Origin of the sequence: Ferrovibrio sp., assembly GCF_029255545.1 — a bacterium.
Classification (GTDB): Bacteria; Pseudomonadota; Alphaproteobacteria; order Ferrovibrionales; family Ferrovibrionaceae; genus Ferrovibrio.
The window spans coordinates 28,464-40,244 of sequence record NZ_JANLJJ010000036.1; the positions used below are offsets into that span (position 1 = coordinate 28,464).

The window sequence follows — 11,781 nt, forward strand, 5'->3', positions numbered from 1 at the left end:
CTATTCCACCTCGATGCGGATCGCCGACCAGACCCATTTGGCGTCGTCCTGCTGCTTCAGCTCGGGGTGATGGTCGCGCGGAAACACCACCCAGGTCGGGCCACGGCCACCAAGGCCGAGGAACTTGCCATCGGCCTTCAGCGCCAGCATGACGCTGTAGCGTTCGATATCGGCAACCGCGATCTCGGCGCCATAGCCGTCCATGGCATAGACCTTGATGGTCTTGCCGGTGGCGCCGACGGCCTTGAGCACGTCGCGCAGATGCGGCCCTTCGAACCGGTAGGCTTTCGGCCAGGTGTCGTATTTCACCTTCAGCGTCTTCATGCCCAGCTTCTGCAGCATGGCGAGATCGAAGCTGGCCGCCTTGTCGAAGCGGACATTACCGAACTTGAAGAAGGCATCGTCGAAGTCGTTGAGCGGGCCGCGATTGGTCTTGGTGATCTTGCCATGCACGGTGAGCACCACCGGGCCAAGCGGCTGGACCAGATCGGCGGCCTCGGCGCGGGCCGGGGCAAAGACGGCCAGGCAGATGGCGAACAGGGCAACGGCAAAGCCACGCAGCATAATATCGTCCTCGCGAAAAACGCCTCGATCCGCTCTGGTTACGCGGGAAGCCGGCCGGCTGTCCAGTTGTTTCCCGGCCGGGGTTGCGGCCCATCGTTCCGGTCGGCAGGCCGGTTCAGGCCGCGCGCGGGAAGATCATGGTGGCGGTGGTGCCCCGGCCCAGTTCGCTGTCGATCACCAGCCGGCCGCCATGCAGGGCCATCAGCCGGTGCGAGATGGCCAAACCCAGCCCGGTGCCCTGGCGGCGCTGGCTTTTCGGACCGGCCTGGTAGAAGGCCTCGCCCAGCCGCGCCAGATCGGCCGGCGCGATGCCGGGACCGTCGTCGCTGACACTGATACGCAGCGCGCCGCGATCATCGACCGCGCCGCGCACGACAATGCGCCCCTCGGCGGGCGTGAACTTGATCGCGTTGGAGATCAGGTTGAGCAGCACCTGGCGGAAGGCGCTACGGTCGGCATCCAGCACCGGCAGGGCATGCAGCGAGGCATCCATCACCAGCGACAATTCCTTCTGACGCGCCTGGGTGATCAGCAGCGAGATCACCGCATCGGCCTCGTCGACCACCTTCAGGCGGTCCAGCGTCAGCGTCATCTTGCCGGCCTCGATGCGGGAAAGATCGAGGATGGAGGTGATCACCTCCAGCAGATGCTTGCCGGCGCGGCCGATCAGGCCGGCATAATCCTTGTAGTGGCTGTCGCCAAGCGGACCATAGGCCTCGGTTTCCAGCAGCTCGGCAAATCCAATCACGGCGTTGAGCGGCGTGCGCAGCTCATGACTCATGAAGGCGAGGAATTCGCCCTTCGAGCGCGAGGCCAGCATGGCTTCCTCGCGGGCGGCCTCGGTTTCGGCCAGCGCACGATGCAGATCCAGCGCATCGGTGACCAGCACCGCGAAGTCGCGCAGCTGGTCCTGCGCCTCGTCATCGAAGCGGCGCGCCTCGGAATCGAAAATCGCCAGCGTGCCAACCCGCTGGCCGTCCATGCCATTCAATGGCGCCGCGGCATAGAAGCGCAGGCCGCCTTCACCGGTGACGAAGGGATTGTCGGCGAAGCGGCCGTCCCGCGAGGCATCCTCGATGACGCAAACCTCATCTTTCAGGATCGCCCAGGCGCACAGGCCATGCTCACGCGGGATTTCGCGCAGCGCGATGCCGCTATGGGCCTTGAACCACAAGCGGTCGGCATCCACCAGGCTGATCATGGCGCCCTTGCAACCGAAGACGCGCGTCGCCAGCTGCACCAGACGATCGAAGCGCGGATCGTATGGTGTGTCCAGGATGGCGAGGCGGCGCAACGCGGTCAGGCGCGCGGCTTCGTCGGGCGGCAAAGGTGCGGCGACCAAGGTGACTCTCTTGGTGAACGTCTTGGGGGATCACATGCAAGGTGTTCTTAAATAGAGGCCGGCCTGCGCGCCTGCAAGCATTGCTTGCGCGCGAGTGGCCGTCATCACGATTAACCTTAACGCGACATCGACCGGAAGGGGAAATCCACCGGGAACCACACGCACTTCGCGATTAACGCCGCTTCAGGATGGCCTCGCCGTCGACAGTCACGCTTACCGTCTGCTCGCCGGCCGCGGTCACCGGCGGCACGCCGGCCGCCATGCCCTCGCCTTTCATCGCCCGCATCAGCATCGGCCGCGGCGCATTGCCGCCATTGACGCTGATCCTGGCCCAGCCGGTGAAATCCATGCCCAGCGCCATGGCGGCGCGCTGCGCGCGGGTGGCCAGGCGCTGCAACGCTTCCGCCACCAGATCGTCCTGCAGGCCACGCTGCTGCTCACGCGAGATCGTGTAACCCAGCTCCTGCAGCGCCAGGCCTTCGGCCTGCAGCGCGCCAACCGCCTCAAGCAGTTTCGCATCGTCCTTCGCCGTCAGGACCAGGCCCTGCTGGGCGCGCCAGAGCGGCGCCGGCGGCTTGGCACCGGCCGGCAGGGTCTGCGGCCGCGGCGGGCTTTCCTGCCAGGTGTTGTAGCCGCTGGTCTCAACCTCCAGACCCAGCGAGCGGGCCCGCGCCAGCGCCTTGGCCATCGCCGCGTTGACGCTGGTCTGTGCCACGGCGGCCTGTTCGGATGTGGCCTGCGCCACCAGGCGGGCGCGGATGGTATCGGGGGTGACGTCGCGCTCCGCCGCCTCGCTCAGCACCAGCAGGGTGGCGTGTTCGGGCAGCGTGACCTGGGCCACCTGGGCCTGCGTCGCGGGTGCGGCGGCGGCCAGCAGTGACACGGTGGCGAAGATGGTGGGGAGGAAACGAGCGGATGCCATGGCGGGGAATCTCCGGGTGGTTCTGCCGGAGCATAACCGGACAACCATGGCGACTTTGCGGCAAAAAATCCGGAGCGGCGCCGGAGGACCGGCCTCTTTGCCGTAACGCCGCCCCGCGCCGCGAATTCAGAAACTCAGTGGGTTTCCAGCAGTGGCCGCATGCGGTCCTTGGCGTGGAAATACTTGCGGGCATAAGCCACGACCTGGCCATCGGTCGGATGATCCACCGTCTCGACGCCGACGATCCTGGACTCCAGCTGCGGCATCGCCTTGTGGGCATGGCGGATGAATTCCAGCTTGGCCGCGCCCGGGCCAAGCACGAGAACCTCGCTGCTGCCATCCAGCTTGTGGCCGATTTCGGTGTAGAAGGCGAGATCGGCCGGTTCGCGGCCCGAGCCCACGGCGGAACCGGCCTTGTGATGCAGGTGATGCTTGTGGCCATGCACCGAGAATTTCTCGGCCTCTTCCTTGTTGAACTGGAAGACCCGGGCCTCGGCATGATCCAGCCAGACCACGGCGTGGTAATGCGACATCGTGTTATTCCTCCGAAAACGACAGACCGCACCCTACCGGCCGCCGCCGGCAACCGCCTTGATGCAGGTCAATCGCCACCGCCGGCCGACGCGGTCGGCCGGACGAACCGGGCGCGGATTCTTTTCATCAGGCCATCGCGCACTTCGCGATAGGCCTCCAGGCGCTGTTCGCGCGTGCCTTCGACGATGGTGGGGTCGAAGGTGTTCCAGAATTCCACGTCGCAGGCCATGGTGCGCGTCATGTCGACGGCGCTGTGCTGCGCCTCGGGCGACAGCGAAATGATCAGGTCGAACGAGCTGTCTTCCAGGTCGTCGAAGGTTTTCGAGCGGTGCTTGGAAATATCGAGGCCAATCTCGTCCATCACCTCGACAGCCAGGGGGTCAACCGGCTGTTTACGCACCCCGGCGGAATCGACGAAGACCTGCTTGGGGTACAGCGCCTTGAGGATGCCCTCGGCCATCGGGGAACGCACGCTGTTCATGGTGCAACAGAACAGCACGCTGCCGGGAAGCCGATCGCTCATGCGGCCTACCGGATATGCAGGACGCAGATCAGGGTGAACAGCCGGCGGGCGGTATCGAAATCGGTATCGATCTTGCCCTTCAGCCGCTCGCGCAGCAGTTCCGACCCTTCGTTATGCACGCCACGCCGCGCCATATCGATGGTCTCGATCTGCGATGGCGAGGAACGCTTGATCGCCTGGTAATAGCTGTCGCAGATCTCGAAGTAATCCTTGACGATGCGACGAAAGGGCGACAGCGCCAGGATGATCTTGCCCAGCGGCGCCGCGCCCTCGTCGCGGATATCGAAGACCAGACGGTTATCCTCGATGGCCAGCACCAGCTGGAACGGGCCCTGGCTCTCATGGGCGCCAATCGGCGAGAAGACATTCTGCTCGATCAGGTCGAAGATGGCGACGCGCTGCTCGTGCTCGATATCGGGCGAACGGCGCACCACGGTGCGCTCGTCGAGCTGCACGTCGACGAGGCGGTGCGTGGCTGGCGGCGCCTTCTCGGTCATGCCGCTCCCTTGTTCAGCCTGATAGCGACCGACAGCGCATGGCCATGCAGGCCTTCCGCCTCGGCCAAAGCCACGGCGGCCGGCCCGATCTGCTGCAGCGAGGCCTGGTCGCATTGCACCAGCGTGGTGCGCTTCATGAAATCGAGCAGGTTGAGGCCAGAGGCGAAGCGCGCCGCGCCTGCGGTGGGCAGCACGTGGTTCGGCCCGGCGACGTAATCGCCGACCGCTTCGGGCGTATAACGGCCAAGGAAGATGGCGCCGGCATGACGCACGTTGGATGCCAGCGCCTGCGGATCGTCGATGGCGAGCTCCAGATGCTCGGGCGCGATGGCATCAACCAGCTTTGCTGCATCGGAAAGTTTCGGCACCGTGATCAGCGCGCCGAATTTCTCCCAACTCGCCGTGGCGATGGCGCTGCGCGGCATGGTGGACAATTGCTGGCGCACCGCCGCGCCAACCTGCTCGGCGAATCGGGCATCGTCGGTGATCAGCACCGACTGCGCCACCTCGTCATGCTCGGCCTGCGAGAGGAGATCGGCGGCGATCCAGGCCGGATCATTCTTGTTGTCGGCCACCACCAGGATCTCGGACGGGCCGGCGGGATTGTCGATACCAACCTGGCCGAAGACCAGGCGCTTGGCCGTGACCACAAAGCTGTTGCCCGGGCCGGTGATCTTGTCGACCGGCCGGATGCTGTCCGTGCCATAGGCCAGCGCCGCCACGGCCTGGGCACCGCCGACGCGATAGACTTCCGTAACGCCGGCGAGTTTCAGCGCCGCCATCACCAGCGGATTGAGCTCACCGCCCGGCGTCGGCAGCGTGACCACCACGCGACGCACGCCGGCTACCACGGCGGGCACCGCATTCATCAGCACCGAGGAGGGATAGGCCGCCTTGCCGCCCGGCACATAGAGGCCAACGGCATCCAGCGGCGTCCAGCGGTGGCCAAGCTTCACGCCCTGCGGATCAGTGTAGAAATCATCGGCCGGCTTCTGGCGGGCATGGAAAACACGGATACGTTCGGCCGCGACCTCGAGCGCCTTCAGCGTGGCGGCGTCGACCAGCGCGGCGGCGGCATCGATCTCGGCCTGGGTGATGCGCAGGCCGGCTTTCGCCGAATCGACGCCATCGAATTTCAGGTTCAGCTCGTGCAGGGCCGCGTCGCCGCGCTTGCGCACATCGGCGATGATCTGCGCGACAACGGCCGAGACATCGGCCTCGGCATCGCGCTTGGCCTTCACCATCGCGTCGAACCGCGCGGTGAAATCCGTGTCACTGGCATTCAGCGAAACGGGCATCAGACGGCGACTTTCTTCTTCGTGGCGGCTGCCTGATCGACGGCGGCGCGGAATTTCTCCAGCCAGCCGCCGACCTGCAGCGGCCGGGTTTTCAGCGCGGCCCGGTTCACCACCAGGCGCGAGGTGACTTGAGCGATCACCTCCACCTCGACCAGGCCGTTGGCCTTCAGGGTAGCGCCGGTGGAAACCAGATCCACGATACGGCGGCACAGGCCAAGCGTCGGCGCCAGCTCCATCGCGCCGTTCAGCTTGATGCATTCGGCCTGCACGCCGCGCGCGGCGAAGTATTCCTGCGTCACATGCGGGTATTTGGTGGCGACGCGCACATGGCTCCAGCGTTTCGGATCGTCGCCGACCGACAGCTCGACCGGTTCGGCCACCGACAGGCGGCAATGGCCGATATCAAGATCGAGCGGCGCGTATATCTCGGGAAAATCGAATTCCATCAGCACATCATTCCCGGCCACGCCGAGCTGGGCGGCACCGAAAGCGACGAACGTCGCGACGTCGAAGCTGCGCACGCGGATCAGCTCGATATCGGGCTGGCTGGTGGCAAAGCGCAGCTTGCGGCTGTTCTCGTCGGCGAATTCCGGCTCGGGCACAATGCCGGCGGCATGCAACAACGGCATCACCTCTTTCAGGATGCGACCCTTGGGCAGGGCCATCACCAGCTTGTCAGAAGAGGCGGCGTTCATGACACGTCCTTGTGCTTGGGCGCGAGGCGCACCGGGTAGGGCTGGCCGATATCCTGCATCTGGGCATCGACGCATTCGACGTCCAGCCGCACCGCGCCGCCGCCGGCAAAAACCAGGGTGAGCTGCGCCGCCGGCGCTTCCGCGCCCGGCTCGGCGATGATCGAGAGCAGCTCGAGCGGCGTTCTGGCGTCGCCCTGCGCGATGCCGCTGGCCTGCACCTTCAGCACGCCCTCGAAATGCAGCCCGGCCGGCACGCGCACATGCGGCACGGCGCGGATCAGGCTGCGCCTGGTATCGGCCAGATGCTCGTCTTCCCAGCGGAAGCGGTTCAGCACCAGGGCGAACCGGCGCTGCCGCGGCTGGAACGTCATGTCGGCGGCATGCAATGTCGCATCCTGCAGGCAGGCCGACAGCACCGTGATGTCCTCGACATCCTCGGCGCGCAGCTTCAGCGGCGGGAAACGGACCGGTGCCATCGCTTCAGTCTTTCAGCCTTTCGATCTGGGCGCCACAGGCGGCCAGCTTCTCTTCCAGCCGCTCGTAGCCGCGATCAAGATGATAAACGCGGTTGACGATGGTTTCGCCTTCGGCGGCCAGGCCGGCCAGTACCAGCGACACGGAAGCGCGCAGGTCGGTCGCCATCACCGGCGCGCCGGTCAGCTTGGGCACGCCGCGCACCAGCGCCGAGGCGCCATGCACCACGATATTGGCGCCCATGCGCGCCATCTCGGGCACATGCATGAAACGGTTCTCGAAGATCGACTCGGTGATCATCGAGGCGCCTTCGGCCACCGACATCGCCGCCATCACCTGGGCCTGCATGTCGGTCGGGAAACCGGGGAATGGCTGGGTGAGGAAATCGACGCCTTTCAGCCGGCTGCCATTGCGGCCGATGGCAATGCCGCGCGCGGTTTCCTCCACGTCGCAGCCCGCCTCGCGCAGCTTGTCGCTGACCGACTCGATCAAGTCGAGCCTTGTGTTCAGCAACTCCACCCTGCCGCCGCAGATGGCGACGGCGGCGGCAAAGGTGCCGGTCTCGATGCGGTCGGGCACGATGCGGTGTTGCGCGCCATGCAGCGAGGGTTTGCCGTGGATGGTGAGATGCTCGCTGCCGATGCCGTCGATCATCGCGCCCATGGCGACCAGGCAATAGGCCAGGTCGGTGATCTCGGGTTCACGCGCGGCGTTCTCCAGCACCGTGGTGCCTTCGGCCAGCGTCGCCGCCATCAGCAGATTCTCGGTGGCGCCAACCGACACCATCGGGAACCGCACCACGCCGCCCTTCAGGCCTTTCGGCGCCCTGGCCTTGATATAGCCGTTCTCGACATTGATCTCGGCGCCCAGAGCCTTCAGGCCCATGATGTGCAGGTCGACCGGCCGCGTGCCGATGGCACAGCCGCCGGGCAGGCTGACTTCCGCCTCGCCGAAGCGCGCCAGCAGCGGGCCCAGCACCAGCACGGACGCGCGCATCTTGCGCACGATGTCGTAGGGCGCGAGCGTGGATTCGATCTTCGCGGCGCTGAGATGGATGGTGCGGCCTTCCGGCGTGCCCCGATCTGCATTACCTGGGCCACCATCCATCGACACATCGACGCCATGCTGCTGCAGCAGTTGCGCCATGGTGGCGATGTCGGCCAGATGCGGCACGTTGGACAGCGTGAGGGTATCGCCGGTCAGCAGGCTGGCTGCCATCAGCGGCAAAGCCGCGTTCTTGGCACCGCCGATCGCGATGCTGCCTTCCAGCGGCCGACCGCCGCGCAACCGAATTCGATCCATAACGCCTTGATTCCAAAGGGCCATCGGCCAAACGGCCGGCGGCGCAGCAATTCCATTCCGTTTGTCTAGCGCAACGGGGCGCGAATCGCCAGTGCGGGGCGGCGCGCCTTCCTGCCGCTACAGACTGTGAAGCCGGTCACAGCCGCTGCGGATCGCCGTTGCCGGCCCTGCCGCTCCAGCCCAGCCTGCGGCCACAGGGAGAGAACCAGCATGACCAGCTTTCTTGCCATAACCGGCGGCATCCTTGGCGGCACGCCGGTCTGGGTCTGGGGCCTGCTCGCGCTCCTGACCTGGCTCGGCAGCCTGAGCCTGAGGCAGCGCAGCGTGCCTCTGCGCCGGATCGCCGTTGCGCCCGCCGTCTTTATCATCTGGGGCCTGTCGGGCCTGGCTGGCCGGCCGTTCGACGCGGCGACCATCGCCGTTTTATGGCTGGGCGGACTGGCCGGCGGCGGGCTGGCGGGCCTTGCAACCGGCCCACGGATCTTAAGCGCCGATCCCGTTGCCCGTCGCATCACGTTGCCGGCGAGCGGCTGGCCGCTGGCCCGCAACCTGATCTTTTTCTTCGCCCATTACGTGCTGAACGTCCTGGCCGCGATCCAGCCGGCGCACAAGGCCGCGCTGATGCAGGCCACCATCGCGGTGTCAGGCGCCAGCGCGGGCTATTTCATCGGCTGGAGTCTTGCCTTGTGGCGGCGGTATCGGGCGGCGCCGGATGAGCCGGTCACAGCTGCGGCGCTATAGCTTGGCCCTACAGCTTCGGCAGGGTGACGCCACGCTGGCCCATGTATTTGCCGGCGCGGTCGGCATAACTCACCTCGCAGGGCTGGTCGCCCTTCAGAAACAGGAACTGGCAGGCGCCTTCGTTCGCATAAATCTTGGCCGGCAACGGCGTGGTATTGGAGAATTCCAGCGTCACATGGCCTTCCCATTCAGGTTCCAGCGGTGTGACGTTGACGATGATGCCGCAGCGCGCATAGGTGCTTTTCCCTAAGCAGATCACCAGCACGTCGCGCGGGATGCGGAAATATTCGACCGTACGCGCCAGCGCAAAGGAATTCGGCGGGATGACGCAAACATCGGTGTCACGATCGACGAAGGAAGCCGGCGAGAATTCCTTGGGATCGACCACGGCGCTGTCGACATTGGTGAATATCTTGAATTCGCGCGCCACGCGGGCGTCATAGCCGTAAGAGGACAGGCCGTAGGAGATCGTGCCCTCGCGCTTCTGCGCCTCGACGAAGGGCTCGATCATGCCATGCTCGCGGGCCATCTGGCGGATCCAGATATCGGACATGACGGCCATCGGCGGCGGTCCCTTCTTCGTTGCGGAAATATTGCCTGCCAGCGGGCTTACGCGGGCGGGTCGTCGCGGTCAAGGGCTGCGGCCGGCGCCGTGGCGGTCGCGGCCGGCGCTTCCTCCCGGCCCTCGTCTTCCCGGGGCTCATCTGCTCTGGCCCCGTCTTCCCTTGCCCTGGCCTGCTGCTTGCGGCGCGCCAGATTGGCGCGCAGCTTCTGCGCCAGCCGCGCCGCGCGATCAGGCGGCGCCGGCATGGATATCGCGGCCCCGCGTTGCGCCATCCAGCAGTTGCCGGGCGAGCGCCAGCAATTCAGGCGGCGCCGGCTGCGGCGCGGCACCGCCGGGCGACGCGGCCAGGGCGGCATTGTGATAACGTGGATCGCCGGTCACCTCGGGGCCGAGCCAGGCCGGCATCGCGACGGGATAATCGGTGCGCGGCAATTCGATCTCGGCCAGCCAGAGACCGTGATGGCGCTCGAGGAAACGGTCGATCTCCCACGCGAGAGCACTGCCTTCCACCGGCAGGCGATAGCGGATCTTGCTGATCAGTTGGTCGGGCGGCAGGCCGGCGAGCAGCCGGCTGGCCTGTTCGAACGGCACCGGGCTTTCGATTTCCTGGCGCGTCATGCCCGATTGCGCCGATTTCAGGGTCAGCCAGGCCCGGTCGCCGGCGGTGCGCAGCCGCAGGGTCCAGCCCTCGAGGCCACCAAAATAGCCCTGCACCAGCGGCGTGCCGGTCAGGCCCGCGACAATGCCGGTGTCGCGCACAAGGAACTTGCGCTCGATTTCTGCGGTGGCCGTGGCAGTTTCCGCACCGATCATGCTGGCTCCGGAGGGGCTGGCGGGGCCCTAGCGATAGCCAAGCCGTGGTGGTGCCGTCAAGGCGGCAGCGCGACGCAGGGCCGGGATCGGGCAAGGCCATGGAAAAAGGGGCAAATATGCCTTTTGCCAAAAGTCGTTATGTCCGGCTTGCGTGATTCCCCCGGCTGTGGCAGTTTCCGCGCCCGAAGCCGGCCGGGCCTTTCATTTAGGCCCCCTGCCGGCTGATCTGTTTAGGCCCGTCCTTCGGTCCCCGGGCTGCCGTAGCTCAGTGGTAGAGCACCTCATTGGTAATGAGGAGGTCGACAGTTCAATCCTGTCCGGCAGCACCAGCCTCATCCGCCCCCTTCCGTGATACGCACCGCAGCGGCGCAACCCGCTATGCGGCATGCAGGGCTTGCTCCATGATGATGGCCGGGAGTGAGGATGGCCAAACAACCGATCTTTGCCGATCAGCCGGCGCTGATGACCGTTGCCGGTTACTGGCAGGCCCGCCGGCGCGGCCGGCTGATGCCGGATCGCGCCGATATCGACCCTCTCGACCTGCCGCCGCCCTTATGGCCGAACCTGCTGATCACGGAGCCGGCCGGCCCTGACGAAAACCGGGGCGAAACCTGGCGCTATCGCCTGGTCGGCTCCGCCCATGTCGAACGCTACACCTACGATTTCACCGGCAAGACCACCGGCGAGATCATGCATGGCAGCTACCGCGACTACATGAACCGCATCTATGCCACGGCCTTCAATGAAGGCGTGCCGGTCTATTCCGAAAGCGTGTTCCGCTGGGATGCCCAGGGTTATGCATCGACGCGGCGACTGATGCTGCCGCTCAGTCATGGCCAGGCCGACAGGCCCGCGCTGATATTCAGCGTGCAGGTCTGGCCCAGCGAGAAGCCGGCGCAGCCGCGTTCGATCAGCGAACTGAGTCGCCGCGATGAATTCCGCGACGGCTTTTTCGTTGCGCTGGATCGCGACAGCTTTCTGCCGCTGCCGGAACAGGCCATGCCGCAGGGCAGTCGCGCCTGAGGGCAACTCTCGCCGGCTCACGGCCGGCGGAAGGTTTCCTGATAACGGCTGAGCAGGCGCAGCGCGACGCTGCCGCTGTTTTTCACCGCCACATAATTGCTGCCGGCCGCGCTGTGGCCATACGTGCCATACAACTCGACCCTGCCGCCGGCCGGCACCTCGATCACCTGATCAACCGGCGCGCCGAGTTCGAGCTGGCCAGCCGCATTGCCGGCATTGCTGATGATGATCGTGGTGTAATTGCTGCGGTCGCCGACATCGATCTGGCCGGTGGCGCCGGGCTCGACCTGGATCATGCCGGCCTGGGCCGGCAGGGCGGCCATCAGGCCGGCTGCCAGCATGAGCGCGGCCGCCAGGCCGGAAACCGGTTTGCGCATCGTGGTCATTGCAGTGCCTCCTTCGGCGGCACGGAACCGCCTGGCGAGAAGATGGCGCGGCAGCGGGCAGCACCAAGGGACGGCGGCGATGCTTGTCTGCGGTTTGTGGCG

Annotated in this window: 16 protein-coding genes and 1 tRNA gene; 3 read left to right on the forward strand and 14 right to left on the reverse strand. The window is 66.1% G+C overall.

Going from position 1 to position 11,781, the window contains the following annotated elements; genetic code table 11:
* The 10 genes from Q1J79_RS06815 to murA form a co-directional block, all read right to left on the reverse strand.
* Positions 1–564 (reverse strand): hypothetical protein, encoded by a 564-nt coding sequence (locus Q1J79_RS06815; RefSeq protein WP_300298349.1) that lies wholly within the window; start codon positions 562–564, stop codon positions 1–3.
* Positions 565–679: 115 nt separating this feature from the next.
* Positions 680–1,906, reverse strand: coding sequence for a GAF domain-containing sensor histidine kinase (locus Q1J79_RS06820; RefSeq protein ID WP_300298351.1), 1,227 nt, complete (start codon positions 1,904–1,906; stop codon positions 680–682).
* Between the two features lie 172 nt (positions 1,907–2,078).
* Complete coding sequence (locus Q1J79_RS06825) at positions 2,079–2,828, reverse strand: SIMPL domain-containing protein (RefSeq protein ID WP_300298354.1); 750 nt, start codon at positions 2,826–2,828, stop codon at positions 2,079–2,081.
* Between the two features lie 134 nt (positions 2,829–2,962).
* On the reverse strand, positions 2,963–3,361 hold the full coding sequence (locus tag Q1J79_RS06830) for a hypothetical protein (RefSeq protein WP_300298358.1): 399 nt from the start codon (positions 3,359–3,361) through the stop codon (positions 2,963–2,965).
* 68 nt (positions 3,362–3,429) lie between these two features.
* Entirely contained in the window at positions 3,430–3,885 is a 456-nt protein-coding gene (locus Q1J79_RS06835; protein WP_300298361.1) for an arsenate reductase ArsC, read from the reverse strand.
* Positions 3,886–3,890: 5 nt separating this feature from the next.
* The gene (locus tag Q1J79_RS06840; RefSeq protein WP_300298364.1) at positions 3,891–4,382 is read right to left on the reverse strand and encodes a UPF0262 family protein; all 492 of its coding nucleotides are present in this window, start codon (positions 4,380–4,382) and stop codon (positions 3,891–3,893) included.
* Positions 4,379–5,680 carry a histidinol dehydrogenase gene (hisD, locus tag Q1J79_RS06845; RefSeq protein WP_300298367.1) on the reverse strand — a complete coding sequence of 434 codons (1,302 nt, stop codon included), beginning with the start codon at positions 5,678–5,680 and terminating at the stop codon, positions 4,379–4,381. Before hisD ends, Q1J79_RS06840 begins: the two co-directional genes overlap by 4 nt.
* Positions 5,680–6,375, reverse strand: coding sequence for an ATP phosphoribosyltransferase (hisG, locus tag Q1J79_RS06850; protein WP_300298370.1), 696 nt, complete (start codon positions 6,373–6,375; stop codon positions 5,680–5,682). The genes hisD and hisG overlap by 1 nt, the downstream gene beginning before the upstream one ends.
* Positions 6,372–6,851: a DUF2948 family protein gene (locus Q1J79_RS06855; RefSeq protein WP_300298372.1), complete on the reverse strand. Its 480-nt coding sequence runs from the start codon at positions 6,849–6,851 to the stop codon at positions 6,372–6,374. Before Q1J79_RS06855 ends, hisG begins: the two co-directional genes overlap by 4 nt.
* A 4-nt stretch (positions 6,852–6,855) precedes the next feature.
* On the reverse strand, positions 6,856–8,151 hold the full coding sequence (gene murA / locus Q1J79_RS06860; protein WP_300298374.1) for a UDP-N-acetylglucosamine 1-carboxyvinyltransferase: 1,296 nt from the start codon (positions 8,149–8,151) through the stop codon (positions 6,856–6,858).
* A 210-nt stretch (positions 8,152–8,361) separates the two neighbouring features.
* Between murA and Q1J79_RS06865 the strand changes: the two genes are divergently transcribed.
* Positions 8,362–8,892 carry a DUF6622 family protein gene (locus Q1J79_RS06865; protein ID WP_300298377.1) on the forward strand — a complete coding sequence of 177 codons (531 nt, stop codon included), beginning with the start codon at positions 8,362–8,364 and terminating at the stop codon, positions 8,890–8,892.
* A 7-nt stretch (positions 8,893–8,899) separates the two neighbouring features.
* Here Q1J79_RS06865 and dcd read toward each other — a convergent pair whose 3' ends face one another.
* The 3 genes from dcd to Q1J79_RS06880 are packed head-to-tail and all read right to left on the reverse strand — an operon-like array spanning position 8,900 to position 10,270.
* Positions 8,900–9,454: a dCTP deaminase gene (gene dcd, locus Q1J79_RS06870; protein ID WP_300298380.1), complete on the reverse strand. Its 555-nt coding sequence runs from the start codon at positions 9,452–9,454 to the stop codon at positions 8,900–8,902.
* A 47-nt stretch (positions 9,455–9,501) separates the two neighbouring features.
* Positions 9,502–9,702 (reverse strand): hypothetical protein, encoded by a 201-nt coding sequence (locus Q1J79_RS06875; RefSeq protein ID WP_300298382.1) that lies wholly within the window; start codon positions 9,700–9,702, stop codon positions 9,502–9,504.
* Positions 9,686–10,270 (reverse strand): CYTH domain-containing protein, encoded by a 585-nt coding sequence (locus Q1J79_RS06880; protein ID WP_300298386.1) that lies wholly within the window; start codon positions 10,268–10,270, stop codon positions 9,686–9,688. The genes Q1J79_RS06875 and Q1J79_RS06880 overlap by 17 nt, the downstream gene beginning before the upstream one ends.
* A 254-nt stretch (positions 10,271–10,524) precedes the next feature.
* Here Q1J79_RS06880 and Q1J79_RS06885 point away from each other — a divergent pair.
* Together Q1J79_RS06885 and Q1J79_RS06890 are read left to right on the forward strand one after the other, a co-directional pair.
* A tRNA-Thr gene (locus Q1J79_RS06885) sits at positions 10,525–10,599 on the forward strand.
* Between the two features lie 94 nt (positions 10,600–10,693).
* On the forward strand, positions 10,694–11,293 hold the full coding sequence (locus tag Q1J79_RS06890; protein WP_300298389.1) for a PAS domain-containing protein: 600 nt from the start codon (positions 10,694–10,696) through the stop codon (positions 11,291–11,293).
* 17 nt (positions 11,294–11,310) lie between these two features.
* On the opposite strand, the gene Q1J79_RS06895 is transcribed toward Q1J79_RS06890, so the two are convergent.
* Positions 11,311–11,679, reverse strand: coding sequence for a hypothetical protein (locus Q1J79_RS06895; RefSeq protein ID WP_300298392.1), 369 nt, complete (start codon positions 11,677–11,679; stop codon positions 11,311–11,313).
* Between the last annotated feature and the right edge of the window lie 102 nt (positions 11,680–11,781).